Source organism: Streptomyces sp. NPDC001880, assembly GCF_053594575.1.
Map to the genome: position 1 here is coordinate 34,441 of NZ_JBSFET010000010.1, position 17,099 is coordinate 51,539.

The 17,099-nt window shown below is 68.4% G+C and carries 14 protein-coding genes; 3 read left to right on the forward strand and 11 right to left on the reverse strand.

Annotated elements, in window-relative coordinates; all coding sequences use genetic code 11:
- Positions 1-260 precede the first annotated feature (260 nt).
- Complete coding sequence (locus tag ACWCQ6_RS08720; RefSeq protein ID WP_451086869.1) at positions 261-1,046, forward strand: ABC transporter ATP-binding protein; 786 nt, start codon at positions 261-263, stop codon at positions 1,044-1,046.
- A gap of 2 nt (positions 1,047-1,048) precedes the next feature.
- Positions 1,049-2,050: an LLM class F420-dependent oxidoreductase gene (locus ACWCQ6_RS08725; RefSeq protein ID WP_451086871.1), complete on the forward strand. Its 1,002-nt coding sequence runs from the start codon at positions 1,049-1,051 to the stop codon at positions 2,048-2,050.
- On the opposite strand, the gene ACWCQ6_RS08730 is transcribed toward ACWCQ6_RS08725, so the two are convergent.
- Positions 1,956-3,281, reverse strand: a complete 1,326-nt coding sequence (locus tag ACWCQ6_RS08730) for an McrC family protein (RefSeq protein ID WP_451086873.1) — start codon at positions 3,279-3,281, stop codon at positions 1,956-1,958. The genes ACWCQ6_RS08725 and ACWCQ6_RS08730 overlap by 95 nt on opposite strands.
- The gene (locus ACWCQ6_RS08735) at positions 3,278-5,095 is read right to left on the reverse strand and encodes an AAA family ATPase (protein ID WP_451086875.1); all 1,818 of its coding nucleotides are present in this window, start codon (positions 5,093-5,095) and stop codon (positions 3,278-3,280) included. Before ACWCQ6_RS08735 ends, ACWCQ6_RS08730 begins: the two co-directional genes overlap by 4 nt.
- Before the next feature lie 610 nt (positions 5,096-5,705).
- Between ACWCQ6_RS08735 and ACWCQ6_RS08740 the strand changes: the two genes are divergently transcribed.
- Positions 5,706-6,137, forward strand: a complete 432-nt coding sequence (locus ACWCQ6_RS08740; RefSeq protein WP_451086877.1) for a hypothetical protein — start codon at positions 5,706-5,708, stop codon at positions 6,135-6,137.
- Between the two features lie 269 nt (positions 6,138-6,406).
- Here the strand turns inward: ACWCQ6_RS08740 and ACWCQ6_RS08745 are convergent, their stop codons facing one another.
- The 9 genes from ACWCQ6_RS08745 to ACWCQ6_RS08785 form a co-directional block, all read right to left on the reverse strand.
- Positions 6,407-7,717 (reverse strand): MFS transporter, encoded by a 1,311-nt coding sequence (locus tag ACWCQ6_RS08745; RefSeq protein ID WP_451086879.1) that lies wholly within the window; start codon positions 7,715-7,717, stop codon positions 6,407-6,409.
- Positions 7,718-7,965: 248 nt separating this feature from the next.
- Positions 7,966-8,781, reverse strand: a complete 816-nt coding sequence (locus tag ACWCQ6_RS08750; protein WP_451086881.1) for an IclR family transcriptional regulator — start codon at positions 8,779-8,781, stop codon at positions 7,966-7,968.
- A gap of 110 nt (positions 8,782-8,891) precedes the next feature.
- On the reverse strand, positions 8,892-9,395 hold the full coding sequence (locus tag ACWCQ6_RS08755) for a MarR family winged helix-turn-helix transcriptional regulator (protein WP_451086883.1): 504 nt from the start codon (positions 9,393-9,395) through the stop codon (positions 8,892-8,894).
- Positions 9,396-9,444: 49 nt separating this feature from the next.
- A complete protein-coding gene (locus tag ACWCQ6_RS08760) occupies positions 9,445-10,311 on the reverse strand; it encodes a fumarylacetoacetate hydrolase family protein (protein WP_451086885.1) in 867 nt (288 codons plus the stop codon).
- 33 nt (positions 10,312-10,344) lie between these two features.
- Complete coding sequence (locus ACWCQ6_RS08765; protein ID WP_451086887.1) at positions 10,345-11,382, reverse strand: cupin domain-containing protein; 1,038 nt, start codon at positions 11,380-11,382, stop codon at positions 10,345-10,347.
- 23 nt (positions 11,383-11,405) lie between these two features.
- Positions 11,406-12,620, reverse strand: coding sequence for an FAD-dependent monooxygenase (locus tag ACWCQ6_RS08770; RefSeq protein ID WP_451086889.1), 1,215 nt, complete (start codon positions 12,618-12,620; stop codon positions 11,406-11,408).
- 352 nt (positions 12,621-12,972) lie between these two features.
- Positions 12,973-14,502, reverse strand: coding sequence for a helix-turn-helix domain-containing protein (locus tag ACWCQ6_RS08775; protein ID WP_451086891.1), 1,530 nt, complete (start codon positions 14,500-14,502; stop codon positions 12,973-12,975).
- A 286-nt stretch (positions 14,503-14,788) separates the two neighbouring features.
- The gene (locus ACWCQ6_RS08780; protein ID WP_451086893.1) at positions 14,789-15,412 is read right to left on the reverse strand and encodes an RraA family protein; all 624 of its coding nucleotides are present in this window, start codon (positions 15,410-15,412) and stop codon (positions 14,789-14,791) included.
- A 512-nt stretch (positions 15,413-15,924) separates the two neighbouring features.
- Positions 15,925-16,821 carry an aminoglycoside phosphotransferase family protein gene (locus ACWCQ6_RS08785; RefSeq protein WP_451086895.1) on the reverse strand — a complete coding sequence of 299 codons (897 nt, stop codon included), beginning with the start codon at positions 16,819-16,821 and terminating at the stop codon, positions 15,925-15,927.
- Positions 16,822-17,099 lie beyond the last annotated feature (278 nt).

Here is a 17,099-nt window from a genome sequence, read left to right on the forward strand (position 1 = left end):
CACCGTGTTGTCCTTTCCGCGCCGCGGACCTACGTCGGCGGAGCGGGTCGTCGAGACAGAACGGCGTTACGGAACCGCCGGAGTACATGACACTTCGGGCGGGTAACAGCGTACGAGAACACCGCCTGTGTGACACCGGGTGCGAAGAATTTGCTGACAGGGGCGACAGGTACCGCTGAGCCGTCTGGTCCGGCTGACCTGGCCAGGGGTTACGAATCGGACGGCATCGTTGATCGCCAGTGGATGGGGGAGACCGCCGGATGATCGGACTCACCAGTGTGTCCCGGACCTTCACCAGCCGGTCCGGTGCGACGGCGGCGCTCCAAGGCGTCGACCTGCACATCGCCAAGGGCGAGTTCGTGGCGGTGGTGGGCCGGTCCGGGTGCGGCAAGTCCACACTGCTCCGGCTGATCGCCGGACTGCTGCCGGCCACCAAGGGTGAGATCACCATCGGCGGCGATCGAGTCACCGGAGCCCGGCGGGACGTCGCCATGCTGTTCCAGCGGCCGGCCCTGCTGCCCTGGCGGTCCGTTCTCGACAACGTCCTGCTGCCCGTGGAGATTTTCGGCTGGAGCAAGGCCGAGCACCGCGCCCGGGCACACCGGCTGCTGGAGACGGCCGGCCTGGGCGGCTTCGAGCAGCACCGGCCGCACGAGCTCTCCGGCGGTATGCAGCAGCGTGTCTCGTTGTGCCGGTCGCTCATCGGCGAGCCCCGCGTGCTGCTCATGGACGAGCCGTTCTCCGCGCTCGACGCGCTCACCCGCGCGGAACTCGCAGTGGAGCTGCAGCGGGTCCACATGGAGAACTCCGCCACCGTCGTCTTCGTCACCCACTCGATAGACGAGGCCGTGCTGCTCGCCGACCGTGTGGTGGTGCTCAGCCCGCGTCCGGGCCGGATCCGCGAGGTGGTCGACATCGACATCCCCCGGCCGAGGACGCTGGGCCGTACCGCGCATCTCGGCGAAGTGGCCCGGTGCAGCGCCGACCTGCACGAGCTGCTGACGGAACGGGACATGTCGACGCCGGCCGGAGCGGAAGGACGATGACCATGCGGATCTGCGTCTTCACAGAGCCGCACCGCGGTGCCGACTACGACGATCAGCTGCGCTTCGTACGACTTGTCGAGGCCGGCGGGTTCGAGGGCTTCTTCCGGGCCGACCACTACCAGGCGATGGGCGCCGATCCCGGGATACCCGGCCCCACCGACGCGTGGCTGACGCTGGGCGCGCTCGCCCGGGAGACCTCCCGGATCCGGCTGGGCACCCTGGTCACCTCGGCCACCTTCCGGCTCCCCGGCCCGCTGGCCGTGATGGTGGCGCAGGTCGACCGCATGAGCGGCGGGCGGGTGGAGCTGGGCATCGGCGCCGGCTGGTACGAACGGGAGCACACCTCGTACGGCATCCCGTTCCCAGCCGTCGGCGAGCGCTTCGACCGGCTGGAGGAGCAGCTGGCTGTAATCACAGGCCTGTGGCGGACACCGATCGGCGAAAGCTTCAGCTACCGCGGCGACCACTACCGGCTGGTCGACGCACCCGCCCTGCCGAAACCGGTGCAGGTGCCGGGGCCGCCGATCATCGTCGGGGGCCGCGGCCCCAAGCGCACCCCGGCGCTGGCCGCCCGGTACGCCGACGAGTTCAACATGCCTTTCAAGTCGGTGGCGGAGACGGCGCAGGCGTACCAGCGGGTGGTCGAGGCATGCGATCTGACCGGCAGGGCCGACACCGGTCGGCCACCGCTGGTGCTCTCGGCCGGTGTCGTGGTCGCGATCGGCCGTACCGGCGCGGAGGCGCAGCGGCGGGCCGCCCCGCTGCACGTCAAGAGCGCGCTGCCGCCGGAGGATCCGGTGGTCGGATCCCCGGCCCAGCTCGTCGAGCGGCTCGGCGAGTTCGCTGCGATCGGCGCGAGTCGGATCCATCTGCGACTGACCGACTTCACCGACCTCGACCACCTGGAACTCATCGCGAGTGAGGTGCTCCCGCAGTTGGAGGACGTGAAACCCGGGGCACCCTGCGCTTTGAAGTCAACACCGTTGCCGCCGGGGCCAGCTTGAAGGCGAGTTCCCGGATCGTCGACAGGAGTTGTTCAGGCGTACGGGAGAGGTCGAGGCTGTGCTGGTACAGGCGCACCCCGGGCCGGCCCCCGGCGGCCGTGCCGCGCACCTCGTGGAAGCGCTCCGGCTGCCGTCCGGCCGCGTACACGAGGTGGGCCTCGCGCAGGCCGAGCACCGTGGCGTACGCGAGGGCCTGGTACAGGTCGGCGTTGAGGAGCCCGTCGGCCTTCTCGATCTTGTACTTGGCGTCGGCCACGGCGACCGGAGTACGACCGTCCCCGGTGCGGACGACGAGGTCGGGACGCATCCTCACCAGACCCGCGAGGTCGAGGTGGTGGGGGTCCTGGAGCCGCGCGGTCAGGCCGTGCTCACGAAGAGCCTCGCGCAGCGCGACCGTGACGAAGTCCTCGAACAGCTTGTTCATGTCGAACAGGAAGCCGTCCACGGCGAGTGGTTCGGCCCCGGTCGGCCGGTGCTCCGGCGAGGCGTCGCGCAGCACGGCCTCGGCGAGCCGCAGCGCGGGCTGATAGCGGGAGTTGAGGCGCGACGGATGCCAGAGCGGCAGTTCCTGCCCTCGCACCAGCGGCTGGACATCGGCGAGACGCAGGCGCTGATGGGCGAGGCGCCGACGGACCGGGCCGGGCACTCCGGGCATCCGCAGCAACTGCTCGACGGCGGCACGCAGTATGCGGTTCTCGGCGGTGTCGGTCGTGAACGCGTCGTACGAGATCTCCACGGGCGGCGTCCGGCCGAAGTGCCGCCGGATCTGCTCGGCCTCGCGCAGCCGCCCGCGCACGACCAACGCGGACTCTTCCACTTCGCGGTAGCCCTGGAGAACCCCCTGCCGCAGAGCCGCGTCGATCTGCCGCTCCACGGCGTGCGCGAGCGCGGGGACGACGTCGTCGTGAGCACCGGTGTCGATGGTGCCCTCCCGGCTGTCGCGCCAGGCACGTGCCGGGTCGAGACTGAAGCCGAGGAGGAAGAACAGCCGGCTCACCGGGGTCTTGGGCCTGATCCGCAGGACCGGACCGCCGGGAGTGCGCACGGCGCCGACCCGGCTGCCCGCCCGCAGCAGCCAGTGCCCCTCCCGGCCGGGATCCGGGGTCACGCTCTGCAGGATCCCGGCGGCGGCAAGGGCTTGCCCGGCCCCGGCGGACAGCGGGACGGAGACCGAGGGCCCGTACTCGCGCAGCGTCACATCCGGCACGGTCGCGGTGATGGACGCGGTCACGGGTGCTGCTCGCGCAGCGAGTCGAGGCCGTAGCGGGCGGCGACGTCGAGCCCCTCGCCGTAGTGGTGCTCCTCCAGCAGCGGGAGGACCTTCGTGCGCCAGGTGCGGTCGAGGCCGCCGTCGCGGTACACGCCCGGCTTCATCAAGTAGGACGGCCCGATGGCGAAGTCCGGGTCGTCGATGCGGGCGTTGAGGGCGTCGAGAAGACGAGCGGGTTCCCCGTCCTTGCCCTCGCTCTCAAGCCACCGTGCGAGCAGCCCGGCGGTCGGTTCGGTACGGGGCGACAGCTCCACGAACGCGAAACGGCGCCGCATCGCCGCGTCCACCAGTGCGATCGACCGGTCGGCGGTGTTCATGGTGCCGATCACGAACAGGTTGGGAGGCAGCGCGAAATCGTCTCCGGAGTAGGTGAGACGGACGGACCGTGTCCGGTACTCCAGCAGGAAGTACAGCTCACCGAAGACCTTCGCGAGGTTGGCCCGGTTGATCTCGTCGATGATCAGGAAGTGCGGGACGTGCCGATTGCCCTCGCGGGAGGCGAGATCGGCGAGTTCCCGCAGCGGCCCCGCCGTCAGGCGGAAGGCGACCTCGTGTGTCTCGTCGTCCTCCACGGGCCGGAACCCCTCGAAGAAGTCCTCGTAGGCGTACGACGGGTGGAACTGCACGATCTTGACCTGCTCGGGGCCGCCGCCGAAGTGCTCGGCCAGCTTCATCGCCAGATAGGTCTTGCCCGTGCCGGGCGGGCCGTAGAAGACCAACTGCCGCTCATCGACAAGCAGTTCACGTACCTCCTCAAGCCATTCCTTCTCGTGGACGAGGAGGTCGGCCGTGAGGGCATCGGTCACGTCCGGCAGGGACAGCTCCCGGGGCGCGATCCGCTCGGTGACGGGCTGCAGGGCGGGGTCGGCGGGCGCGGCGGGGTCGACGGGAGCGGCGAGCCCGTCCAACGCCTCCAGGACACCGGTCAGGTCGACGACGTCATGCTGCACGGACAGCTTCTGCTGTACTTCCTCCGGCAGTTCTTCGTACGGGTGGCTGCCGGACTCCCAGGTGACCGTCCGCCGCAGATTGGACAGGCCGCCGGGGGAACCGGTCTGCACGGCCTCCCCGGTGATCCGTCCGAGATGAAGCCGGCCGTCGCCTATGGTGACCACCGTGTCGCCGACGCGCATCTGCGTCAAAAATCCGTGCAACTCGTCGACGAGCCCGCGCTTCTGGTTGTACGAGGCCGCTCCCTCGTACCCGTCCTCGACGAAGCGACGAAGTGTGCTCTTGGTCGGATCGCTCTCCTCCAGGGGCGGCAGATGCGCACCGGAGAGCGAGACGAACCCCTCCTCCAGCCACAGCTGCCGCACCAGGTTGTGCCCCGAGACGTTGTTGCCGCGCACCAGCCACGCCTTGCGCGGAGGGCGCCAGGCGGTGGACAGGTAGTCGGCGAGCGGGTGGCCCTCGGCGGTTCGCCAGGACTCCGGCCCGGAGGCGTGGTAGCCGTACACCAGCGCGGCAGCGGCGGAAGAGGAGTTGCATGGGATGTCACGCGTGGCCACCCAACGCGGCAGCGTCCCGGACCGGTCGGGGTCCACCGGGACGTCGACCAGCGCGCCGCTCGCCCGTAGCTCCGCACGGATTAGGCGTCTGTGGGCGTGGAGGCTGGGCGATGCCTCAGCCACCACGAACGATCCCTCGTGCAGGAGGAACTTGTGCGTGCCGTTCCCGCCGAACTCGGTGAGCAGATGCCCGTGCGCCTCCCCACCGTCATTGGGCAGCTTGATCCGGAAGTCGGGCGCCCCGGGGAGACGGTCGGGCTGTGGCATGGGTGACCTTCCGTGCGGGGTGAGGCCTGCGCGAAATACCACGCAGCCTACCTGTTGACGCCGTCAATCGATCTTTGCTCTGTGTCGCCTGGACGGCAGTACGCTTCCGGCGGCGAAGAGACTGCTCGACTCCGTGAACCGATCAGGTCTTGTTCGCTGATCAGGTCTTGTTCGGCGAGGCGCCCGTGGCGTAGGACCTGGGTGCCCTGAGCGGCTCGGTCGCCGCGTTCCACCCCGTTGCGCAGGGCGTTCCGCTCGGCGGGGAGTGACCTCCCGGGCTCCAGATGGTCAGGAAGTCGGCGTACCGGGCGTGGAGTTCGGCCGCCTACCGGCCGACGGCATGCATGGGTTGTTCGGCATGGACGGTGTGCCGCCTGGAACAACGGGAGCGGGGGCTCATGCGCCACCAGGGCGCCACCGCTGCGGCACCGCGTCACATGCACGACTCTGTGGCGCGGACCGAAGCGACGGGCCCGAAGGCCGAAGCTCAGTTGTCCGCGTACGCACATATGCTCGGTACGACGTCGTACACTGCGGCGGTCTCCGGCGACCGGAAGCAAGCGCTCGGGTTCGCCGGCGCGATCGTCGAAAGGGTGGGTGCCGCGTCCTGATGTTCGACCTCGCCTTTGTAGGTCTTGTCCTGGCCATCCCGGCAGGGCTGCTGATGCTGCGCCGGGGCGCGAAGCGGCCTCCGCCGGCACACAAGCAGCCTGTCGCACTTGTCGGTGCCGCTCTGATCTTCGGGAGTCTCGCCTCCATGGTGTGGGGCTTCGGCATCTTCTCGGGCGGTCTGGACGTTCGGGAAACCTGCGAGCTCACCCTCCACACCACCTACGACCAGGCGTGGCGGGACCGCACGGGCGCGGACGGCACTTCGTACTTCCCGCTGGCCGACGCGTGCAACGAGCATGTCAGCCTCGTGCCCGCATGGGTGAACCCCACGATCGTCGCTCTCGCTGTCCTCGCCGTCAGCGCCCTTGCCCTTGCCCTCTTCCGAATTGCTTCCGCGACCCTCCACAGAAGGGAGCTGGCCTCCTCGTGAGCGGTATGACCCGCAGTGGGCGTCTGCTCGGAGGGGACGCAAACACCGCTGTCGGTCACGCTCTTGCCCTCGTCGGGAGACCGTGCAGGCGGTGACTCGACCGAAGCGACTGCCGAAGACCAAGCAGGTGAAGCTGCCGGAAGGCAGGGAATGGTCCGGACGGAAGTCCACGAACGGCTGGACCATCCTGGCCGAGGCCACCGAACACCGGGTCCAGGGCGCACAGAAACTCAGGGTGTCGTCCGCGTGTTCTCCGGACCAGCGGAAGGCTATGAAGCCGAGGGAGCGGGCTCCGCCACGAGTGCGGTGTCCTTTCCGGGCCGCTTCGCGCGCATGGTGAACAGGAGCAGACCCGCTGCGGCGAATACGACACCAGTGGCTACGTAGAGCCCCCGTGGTGTCCAGCCGGAGTGGAGCAGCCAACCCGCCGCGGAGGGAGCGACGATGGCGCCCACGCGACCGACACTGATGGCTGCTCCCACGCCAGTGGCGCGGAGCTGCGTCGAGTAGACGCTCGGCGTGAGGGCGTAGAGGCCGGCGATGCATCCGTTCACAGCCACACCGATGACCGCACCGAGGGAAAAGGCCAGGACGAGTACATCGGTGGAGGCCGCGAACACGGAGACCAGTGCTCCTGCCAGAAAGAGGTAGGTCCGCAGCACGCTGATCAGGGCGAAGCGTGCGGCCAGTGCACCCAGGAGTGCCGTTCCGAAGATGCCGCCCAGGTTGAGCAGAGTGCCGCCGGTCAAGCCCTGGTTCGAGGACATGCCCGCTTCCACCAGCAGCGTTGGCGTCCAGCTGGTGACGAAGTAGAAGGCCGCCATCACCAGGAAGAAGGCTGCCCAGAGCGTCAGGGTGGGGCGACGTAGCTCCCCTGCGAGCAGAATACGGAACCCGGCCGGACGTGAGTGCTCGGCTCGGGGCGACTCGGGAAGCGCGGTGAGCTCGGGATGTCCCATGCGGCGCGCGAGCGAGTTGACCCTGTCCAGGGCGTTCTTGGGTTTCCTCGTGACGAGGAACTCAAGGGACTCGGGGAGGAACCAGAAGGTGAGCGGTACGACGACCAGAGTGGCTATTCCGCCGACCAGGAATACCGACCGCCACCCGTAGTGGTCGATGAGAGCCACGGATGAGAGGCCGCCGACTGTTGCGCCGACGGCATAGCCGGTGGAGTTGAGGCTGACGGCGAGGCCGCGCCAGCGCTGCGAGGCGAACTCGCCGGCGATGACGTTGCTGCAGGCGAGAACGGCGCCGATCCCGACGCCCGTCACGAGGCGCAGTGCTCCCAGCTGTTGCCAGTTCTGGCAGGCCGAGGAGAGCACCATGCCGACCGCCGCCACAATCAGCCCGGCGAGGATGATGGGCCTTCTGCCGATCCGGTCCGCCCAGGGGGCGACGAAGAGGGCGCCCAGCGCCATGCCGGCCAGACCGCTGCTGAGGAGAAGCCCCAGCGTGCCGGAGTCCAGATGCCACTCACCGGAGATCGTCTTCCCGGTGAAGGACATGACCAGCACGTCGAAACCGTCGAGGGTGTTGAGAAGCACACAGATCACGATTGCGCGCCACTGGAAGCGACTCATGCGACCCGTGTCCAGGGCCTCCTGCAAAGAGGCGCTCATCGGACGACTCGCTGAGCGACGACGCGGCTGAAGAACATGTACATGGCGGCACTCCACTGTCGACTGCGGTAGGTATGACGGAGCCCGAAGAGCGGCAAATGGCCTGTGGTGACTTCGGCTGTCGGCGCAGACATGTTCCGAGCACCTGCGCCCGGCGACCAGGGCCTTTTCCGTATGCCGGGAAAGTAGTCGTGACGGACACGTGCATCTCAGGAAACAGGTGTGTGAAGTACTCGCGAGATGGCACGGCTGCTGGTTCGGACGAGATCTGCCAGTGCTCCCACTGGCATGGATCCATGCCGGACGACGAGGGAGACAGCTGCTGCGACCTCGCCGTCGGCGGTCGTGATGGGTGCCGCAACCGAGAGGGTGTCGGCAGACAGTTGCCGGTCACTCACCGCGTAGCCGCACGCCCGCACTTGCGCGAGGACCCTCCTGAGCTGACTGCTGTCGGTCAAAGTGAAGGGGGTATGGCGCTGAAGCGGTCGGGTCAGCGCGGCATCCTGCACATGAGCCGGGGCGTGGGCGAGCAGGGCCAGTCCCACGCCGGTAGTCGTGATGGCGAGCCGGCCGCCCACGCGTGTCAGCGTCGGCACGGCGCTGCTGGAGCCTATGCGCTCCACGAAGACGATCTCCGAATCATCACGGACGGCGAGTTGCACGTTCTCGCGTGTGAGGGCTGCCAGATCCTCCAGATAGGGCAGCGCGCGCTCACGCAGCCCTTGGGTACGGGGCGCCAGGGACCCGACCTCCCACAACCGCAGTCCGACGCGGTAGCGCCCGTGCTCGTCCCGTTCGAGGGCTCCCCAGGCGAGAAGCTCTCCCAGCATGCGGTGCACGGTGGACACCGGCAGGTCGGCCTTGCGGGCCAGTTCGCTCAGATTCAGATGAGGGTGCTGGGCCGTGAAGGTGCCGAGGATCTGCAGGGCGCGGCCGATGACGGGACCCGTGCCCGTGGCCGAGCGGGGCTGCGGCTGCTGCCGCAGGCTGGGCGGGGCTGCGTCAGGAATGCGATAGTGAGGCAAGACGTGACTCCTCATCCGGGCCCGGGGTGTGGGGCATCTCGTGCCTGCGTTGATGCGTGGGATGTCCAGGTGCCGAGTGGGCTGTCGCCGAGGCAGCTGATTGCCGGGCGTTACGCCTCGCCGCGGAACGACCTGTCGTCCATGGTGGCAATTCTGTGGAGGATCTCCACGGCCAGAGCCCGCTCGCTCGCGGGGAGTGAGCTCAAGAGTTGCTCGTTGACCCGTTCCGCCGGAGGGATCAGTGAGTCGAGCAGCTCGGCACCCTGGTCGGTCAGACTCAGCAGGGTTCGTCTGCGATCGTTTTCGTCCCGCACCTGACTCACATGGCGCTGGTCGGTCAGACGGCGGATCATCTGGTTGACCGTGGAGCGGTCCAGCGAGGTGAGCTGCGCGAGTGTGCGCTGGTCGATGCCCGGTTTCTGGCGCAGAGCGTTCAGGACGGAGAACTGCTGGGAGGTGATCTCCCGGGACACATGCTGGGACCACAGAGCGGTGTGTACCTGTTCCGCACGTCGGATCAGGTGTCCGATGTAGTTGTGCAGATCCAGTGCGCGCGCCACAGTGCTCCGTTCGTCCGTCGCCGAGGTGGTGCCGGCCAAGACGACGGCCGGCATGCCCAGGAGTCTACGAGTGCGCGGCACCACCTCGTGTGCGGCCGTTCCGTCAGCGATCTCGGCGCCCGGGACGCTGCTCGTAGGGGGTGGCCCGGGATCCGTCGACGCCCACTTCCAGGCGACCGACCTGCTCGATCTCCAGAACGACCCGGTCGCCGTGGCTGAGCGCCCCCACGCCGGCCGGCGTGCCCGTCGCGATCACGTCGCCCGGGTGCAGCGTCATGACGGAGGAGGTGTAGGCGATCAGTTCACGGACGCCGAAGATCAGATCTGCCGTGTTGGTCCGCTGCCTGGTGGTGCCGCCCACGTCACATCGCAGATCGAGGGTGTCCGGGTCCGGGACCTCGTCCGCGGTCACGACCCAGGGGCCGATGGGGGTGAATGTGTCGAACGACTTCCGCGTGGAGCGGTCCTCGCCGGAACGGACGGTGATGTCCAGCACGCATGTGTAGCCGAACACGTGGTCCAGCGCGTCGTCGGCGCTGACGTGCGTGGCGGTGCGTCCGATGACGACGCCCAGTTCGCCTTCCTGGTCAGTGCGCTTGTCGGTGTAGGGCAGGAGGATGTCCTGGCCGGGTCCGATGACGGACGAGTTCGCCTTGAGGAAGACGCCGAGGTCGGCGACCGAGGTGGTGTACTCCATCTCGGCCTTGTGGTCGAGGTAGTTGACCGGCGCGCCGACGATCTTGCCGGGGCGTGGTAGGGGGGCTTCCAGGACTGCCTCGGCGAGCGGGACGCGTGCGCAGCCGGTGAGGTCGATCTCTGTCGCGCCGCCGCGGGCGGCGAACTCGATGTGCTGGTGGAGCGCACCGGCCGCACCGGGGGTGCCGGAGCCGGCGAGTTGTTCGGTCACATCGACGAGTTCGTAGCCGTCGACGAGTCCGAGTCGCCCCTTGTTGAACAGGGCCAGACGCATCGTGGCCTCCTTCTGAGGTGTCGAATGGGCGGATCAGGCGCCGGGGTCGGCGCTTTCCGTGCGGTAGAGGCCGAGGGAGCGCATGACGGGCTCGTCGCTGTAGGAGAACAGGACGGCGTCGTGCGAGGAGGATGAGTTCAGATGCCGATAGGACGCCCAGCCAGGCACGGCGAAGGTGTCGTTCTCGGACCATTCCAGCCGCATGCCGTCCACGATCGTGGCCCCCTCTCCGCGTACGACGCTGAAGACGGTGGAGGCCGTGTGCCTGCGTCCGGCTCCTTGGAAGCCGGGGCGCAGACGCTGGATGCGGCAGCCGATGGTGGGCATCACCGGACCGCCCGTCCACGGATTCGTGTACTCGAGGACGATGCCGTCGACATCGCTTCCTTCGGCGGTGTCGGCGATGCTTTCCAGGGCCCGATGCGTCTCCTGCCAGGTGTAGCGGGTGACAGGGGAGTTGGGCCCGTCCTGGGAGAGCCAGACGGGGGTCAGCCGGCCGTGCAGGAACTGCCTGCTGCCTGCGTCGTCGGGCCGGGTGACAGGCTGGAGACGCTGGGGGTACTGCTCGTAGAAGCCGGCTTCCAGAGCGTTGACGAGTGGGTAGTCGAGAGCGTCGAGCCACATCATCGGCTCGTCGCCCTCGTGGGTGTGGTCGTGCCAGTGCCAGCCGGGAGTGAGCAGCAGATCGCCGGGGGACATGAAGACCCGCTCACCGTTGACCGTCGTCCATGCGCCGCTTCCCTCCAGGATGAAGCGGAAGGCGTTGGACGTGTGCCGGTGCGCCTGCGCGGTCTCGCCGGGCAGGATGATCTGCAGGCCGGCATAGAGGGTGTTGACGGTGGCCGGGGGATCGGTCAGGCCGGGATTGACCAGCATGAGGACCCGTCGTTCGGCCTCCTCCAGCGAGAGGGTCTCGGAGAAGTGCAGCAGGTGCGGGCGCAGTTCCTGCCAGCTCCAGCGGTAGGGCACGGCGCGGCTGCGCGGCTGGGCGGGGAACAGGTTCCCGTAGAAGTTCCACAGCGGCGCGGCCCCCAGGCCCTCCAAAGCCTTGTAGGCGAGTTCGTCGGTCATCGTCTCCTCCTGCGGTTGCGGGCTCACAGGGCAGGTGCGCCGGTTGCGGTCGGCGTCCACACCCAGGAGATGTCGTCGAAGTCGTCAGGCGTACGGGATGAGAGGAGCACGTTGCGCAGGGTGGCCCCCATGCCCTCCAGGTGACAGATTTCGCCGAAGCGGCGGGCGTTGGTCTGGATACGCGCTGCCCGCTCGCGGCGTTGGGCGGCGTACGATGCGAAAGCGTCGGCCGGGTCGGAGAACGTGCGCAGTGCCTGTCCCAGTGCGACGGCGTCTTCCAGTGCCTGGCAGGCTCCCTGGGCCAGGTACTGCAGCATCGGGTGGGCGGCATCGCCGAGAAGCAGGATCCGGCCGTGCACCCAGTTGTCGATGGGCAGGCGGTCGTACAGCGGCCAGCGCCGATCGCGCGACACCAGCGGCAGAGAGTCGCGTATGGCCTGACAGGTGCCGGCGAAGCGTTCCTCGAGCTCAGCCTCGGTGCCCCAGTCGTCGGAGTCCGCTGTGTAGTGGTCGCTTTCGAAGACAGCGACCTGGTTGTACAACTCCCCGCGCCGCACGGGGTATTGCACCAGATGCATGCGGGGTCCGGCCCACACCATCACCGCCTCCGAAGCGGCGTGCTGCGACATCCGGCCGGTCATCTTCCCGGTCGGCAAAGCGCCGCGGAAGGCCACGTAACGGGAGCAGACCGGTTCCCCATCGCCCACCAAGGCCTGGCGCAGACGTGAATGCAGGCCGTCTGCGGCAACGACCGCATCCGCGGTCAGGATCTCCGACGACTCGGCGAAGTGCAGCTGCGCCCCGGATGCGTCCTGTTCGACGTGGGTGACGGTGTGCCCTGTGCGAAGTGTGATGGCAGGGTGCTCCTGGCAAGCGCTCAGCAGCGCGGCGTGCAGATCCGTGCGGTGCGTGACCAGGTAGGGATGCGTGAAGCGCTCGGTGTAGGCCGCGCCGCGCAGGTCGAGGGAGGTGATCTGGTCCCCCGTCAGAGCATCCATCATCACGAGTCGTGGCGGGGCAACCGCGCTGCGCTGAACAGCTGTGAGGACGCCGAGTTCCTCAAGTGCGAGAGAGGCGTTCGGAGCGAGCTGCAGGCCGGCTCCGATCTCGCCGAACTCGGCGGCTCGTTCCACGAGCGTCACGTGGTGCCCGGAGCGGGCGACTGCCAGCGCCGCAGCCAGTCCGCCGATGCCGCCGCCGACGACGGCGATGCGGAGAGGATCAGGAGTCACGGGCATATGACCTCCTAGCGTCGAAGGGGTGGAGGACACCGAGAGAGGAGGCGGTGAGCGCGAAGCCTCCAAATGATCTGTACATCAATCATTGGTGTACGGATTATCTTGCGGTGGTGTTACCCCGATGTCAATGGGTTGCCGAGGGAGGGGTCCACGGAGCGTGAGCCGGTGGCTCGGGTGGTACGCCTCTTGATCGGCAGACAGACGTGAGGGTCTTCGTGAGATCACGGGCCGGACGGTGGCCGCAAGAACCCCGCGGTGCAGGCCCGAAGCTCCAGAGAAGTCCCGGGTGCCGCCGCACCCCCTTCTGACCCGCATCCCGGCAGGTCGGACAAGGTGCGGCGGCGTTCGTCGTTCAGATGTCCCGGAAGATCTCGATCTGCGCGCCCACGGAGTTGAGACGCTCCGCGAGCTCCTCGTAACCGCGGTTGATCACATACACGTTGCGCAGTACGGACGTGCCCTCCGCCGCCATCATGGCGAGCAGCACCACCACGGCGGGGCGCAGTGCGGGCGGGCACATCATTTCGGCGGCGCGCCATCGGGTCGGGCCCTCGACCAGTACCCGGTGCGGGTCCAGGAGTTGCAGCCTGCCGCCGAGGCGGTTCAGGTCGGTGAGGTAGATGGCCCGGTTGTCGTAGACCCAGTCGTGGATGAGGGTCTGGCCCTGGGCCGAGGCGGCGATCGCCGCGAAGAAGGGCACGTTGTCGATGTTGAGCCCGGGGAACGGCATGGGGTGGATCTTGTCGATCGGCGCCTCCAGTTTGGAGGGCCGGACGGTAAGGTCGACCAGCCGGGTGCGGCCGTTGTCGGCGGCGTACTCCGTCGTACGTCCGCAGTCGACGCCCATCTCCTCAAGGACCGCGAGCTCGATCTCCAGGAACTCGATCGGCACCCGACGGATCGTCAGTTCGGACTCCGTCACCACGGCGGCGGCGAGGAGGCTCATCGCCTCGACCGGGTCCTCGGACGGGGAGTAGTCGACGTCCACGTCTATGTGCGGAACTCCGTGCACGGTCAGTGTGGTTGTGCCGATTCCGTCGACGCGTATACCGAGCGCCTCCAGGAAGAAGCAGAGGTCCTGGACCATGTAGTTGGACGACGCGTTGCGTATGACGGTGGTGCCGTCGTGCCGGGCGGCGGCCAGCAGCGCGTTCTCGGTCACGGTGTCGCCGCGCTCGGTCAGTACTATGGGGCGGCCGGGGGTGACCGAGTGGTCGACCTGGGCGTGGTAGATCCCCTCGGTCGCAGCGATCTCCAGACCGAAGCGGCGCAGCGCGATCATGTGCGGCTCGATGGTCCGCGTACCGAGGTCGCAGCCGCCCGCGTACGGAAGCTTGAACCGGTCCAAGCGGTGCAGCAGCGGGCCGAGGAACATGATGATGGAGCGGGTCCGGCGCGCGGCGTCCGCGTCGATGGTGTCCATGTCCAGCCGGGCCGGCGGGACGATCTCCAGATCGGTTCCCTCGTTGATCCACCGGGTCCGCACGCCAATGGAGTTCAGCACCTCCAGGAGACGGTAGACCTCCTCGATCCGGGCCACCCGGCGCAGCACCGTACGGCCCTTGTTGAGCAGCGAGGCGCAGAGCAGTGCCACGCACGCGTTCTTGCTCGTCTTGACGTCGATGGAGCCCGAGAGCCGACGTCCGCCGACCACCCGCAGGTGCATGGGTCCGGCGTAGCCGAGCGACACGATCTCGCTGTCGAGTGCCTCACCGATGCGCGCGATCATCTCAAGACTGATGTTTTGATTGCCGCGCTCGATGCGGTTCACGGCGCTCTGGCTGGTGGCGAGCGCCTCGGCGAGTTGACTCTGTGTCCAGCCCCGATGTTGACGGGCGTCACGGATGAGCTTGCCGATGCGTACGAGGTAATCGTCTGACATGACGAAAGGCTATCTCAGATATGAGATGGGACCTGCGCCGGGGTGTGGTGTTCGGGTGACGCTCGCGCGTGTCGGCGCGGAAGATACAGGCCGGCCTGGTGCAATGCGCGGCCCGGTGTGCGCTGTGCGTTCCATGGTCCACCCCGATCGCCGCGACCGCGCGCGGTGTGCGTCCGTACGGGGAGGGGAGGGGAGGGGAGGGGAGACGGGGACGTCCGGGGGCCCGGCCCTCCGGGAGTGGTCTCCCGAGGACGCCGTGGCCCCGGACGTCGTCATCCTCCGGTCATCAGACCTGGAAACCGCCGCTGCGCAGGATGCTGTCGATGCGGGCCCGGTGCGCCGCCTCCCACGCGTCGAGGGATTCGCCGGCCTCCTTGGCCACCTTCGCGCGGGCGTCGATGAGCACCTGCTCGTGCCGGGCGCGGGGAACGACCACGATGCCCTCCTCGTCCGCCACCACGATGTCGCCGGCGTCCACGTCCACCCCGCCGCACCGCACGGGGCCATTGAGCGGTTCGACGGCCTTCTTCGTCCCCGGGATCGGGATGACGCCCCTGGCGAAGACGGGGAATCCCGACTCGCGTACCTCGGCGAGGTCGCGGATCACCCCGTCGGCCACGAACGCCGCGATTCCCCGGCGTTGGGCCACGGCGCAGACGTTGCCGCCGGCGAGCGCGTAGTCCACGTCGCCCGACTCGACGACGATGACGGAGCCGGGTGCCGCGCGATGGATGGCCGCGTGCAGCATGAGGTTGTCGCCCGCAGGACACCGCACGGTGAACGCCGGGCCAACGACCCTCGGGATGGAGGGCCACAGCGGCCGGATGCCGATGTCCATGACCTGTCCGCGCCCCAGGAGATCGGCGAGGGTGGTCGGGGAGATGTCCTTGAACTCGCTTGTGTCGTTCATGTTCCTCCTCGTCCGGGACCGCATGTCCGGTGTCGTACTGACTCTCCCAGGGGGCGTGGACGCCGAGGCGGGCGGGGTGGATCTCGGCCCGGTCGCCCTCGCCGACGTCGCGGCGTTCGACGAGCGGTCGCACTGGATCTCCGACGGACTTCCACGGCGAAGTCGTGGACAGGGGAACGAACATGAGGGCACCGTGGGCCCGGACAGCCCTTGGACACCGACCGGCCGGACGGCGCGGCTCGCGCCACATGTCCCACGGAGTCGGATGGTCTGCGCGTCGGACACGGCCCCGGCCTGCACCTCCGGCGGCACCCAGAAGGCCGCCGCGGGCTTGGCGCGCTCGCACACGCCTGTTCCACCATCGACGGGAACCACCGCGGTTGAGATGTCACGAGCAGGCAGTGGTCTGTTCGTCTCCACGGGGAGAACATCGTGGGCGACGCGAGAGCGGCTTCGCGGCACCAGATTCCGCTCCGGCAAGCGAGTTTCGGAGGAGGCTCGTTGCTCCGGATCTATACCAAACCGTCTTTCAGAACACGATCGAGGGCTGCCCGGCCTGCGGGTCCCCACGTCGGCTTGCCGCCAGGAAGGCCCCGGTCTCCGTTCTGCCCCATCAGCATGAGGAACAGGCTTTTCATAGCAGCCAGCCCGCGGGCTCGCCGGATCGTCGCCTTGTCCGCATGCGCGTACACGTCGAAGAACCGTGCGGCGGCACCTGCGGGAAGGATGACCCATGCGGCCGCGAGGTCCCACGCCGGATCACCGGCGAACATGGCACCGAAGTCGATCACACCCGAGAGCGTTCCGTCCGAGACGACGACATTCGCGGGATGAAGGTCACCGTGCACCCAAACCGGCGGACCCGCCCACTCGGGCGCTGCAACGGCATCCTCCCAGACGGCCCGGACCTCGTCGGCAATGCCGCCGGGGACAACGGCTTCGAAGAAGTGGTCGAAGTCGTCCGTGCACTTCTTGGGGTGAGCACCGAAGTCCGAACTGGTCGGCGCCTCGGCTGGTGCCTCCACATGGAGCGCCCTGAGGAAGCCCGCCAGCGTGTCAGCCGCGTGGTCGCCGCGGCTGATCGAGGCGTAGTCCAGTGGCTCGCCGGGAACCCACGTCATCACGGTCCAGTGCTTGGGGAAGCGCTCGGACGGTTCGCCGAACCGCACCGGGGTCGGCACCGGGAGCGGCAGGAGCGGGGCCAGCACGGGCAGCCACCGCCGCTCCTTGAGCTGGAGTTCCGGGGTGGGGTCCATACGCTGCATACGCACAGCCAACTCGTCCCCGAGGCGCCACATTTGGTTGCCCCAGCCGCCGGGCACCTCGCGGATGGCCAGCCCTGCAAGGTCCGGATGCTGCGCCTGCAGCAAGTCGTGGACAAGGTCTGCGGTGATCTCGGAATCGGTCATGCGGAGCCACAGTACCGGGCCTGGCGGAGCGGCTCTCGCTCTTCGGCTCCGGACAGCAGACCCCGAGAGCCATTCAACGTTCGCCGCGATATGCCCGGCGGCTGGGCCGGCATCCGCAAGGGCTTTCGCCAGGAACCTCCGTCGAGCGTCCGCTGAGGGCGGCGAGGCGGCTCAGCTGGGTTCTCCGGCCGGTTTCATGGGGCGGTGGCGTGAGATGTCGCAGGAGATCGCCGGGACTGAGGTGGTTGGCGCGGGCGAGTCGCTGGACGCAGTGATCG

Bases quoted from the DNA above. Each gene is read 5' to 3' on its own strand.
- ACWCQ6_RS08760 (WP_451086885.1), bottom strand. From the start codon at position 10,311: ATGCGTCTGGCCCTGTTCAACAAGGGGCGACTCGGACTCGTCGACGGC.
- ACWCQ6_RS08745 (WP_451086879.1), bottom strand. From the start codon at position 7,717: ATGAGTCGCTTCCAGTGGCGCGCAATCGTGATCTGTGTGCTTCTCAAC.
- ACWCQ6_RS08765 (WP_451086887.1), bottom strand. From the start codon at position 11,382: ATGACCGACGAACTCGCCTACAAGGCTTTGGAGGGCCTGGGGGCCGCG.
- ACWCQ6_RS08785 (WP_451086895.1), bottom strand. From the start codon at position 16,821: ATGACCGATTCCGAGATCACCGCAGACCTTGTCCACGACTTGCTGCAG.
- ACWCQ6_RS08740 (WP_451086877.1), top strand. From the start codon at position 5,706: ATGTTCGACCTCGCCTTTGTAGGTCTTGTCCTGGCCATCCCGGCAGGG.
- ACWCQ6_RS08755 (WP_451086883.1), bottom strand. From the start codon at position 9,395: ATGCCGGCCGTCGTCTTGGCCGGCACCACCTCGGCGACGGACGAACGG.
- ACWCQ6_RS08720 (WP_451086869.1), top strand. From the start codon at position 261: ATGATCGGACTCACCAGTGTGTCCCGGACCTTCACCAGCCGGTCCGGT.
- ACWCQ6_RS08780 (WP_451086893.1), bottom strand. From the start codon at position 15,412: ATGAACGACACAAGCGAGTTCAAGGACATCTCCCCGACCACCCTCGCC.
- ACWCQ6_RS08775 (WP_451086891.1), bottom strand. From the start codon at position 14,502: ATGTCAGACGATTACCTCGTACGCATCGGCAAGCTCATCCGTGACGCC.
- ACWCQ6_RS08770 (WP_451086889.1), bottom strand. From the start codon at position 12,620: ATGCCCGTGACTCCTGATCCTCTCCGCATCGCCGTCGTCGGCGGCGGC.
- ACWCQ6_RS08735 (WP_451086875.1), bottom strand. From the start codon at position 5,095: ATGCCACAGCCCGACCGTCTCCCCGGGGCGCCCGACTTCCGGATCAAG.
- ACWCQ6_RS08725 (WP_451086871.1), top strand. From the start codon at position 1,049: ATGCGGATCTGCGTCTTCACAGAGCCGCACCGCGGTGCCGACTACGAC.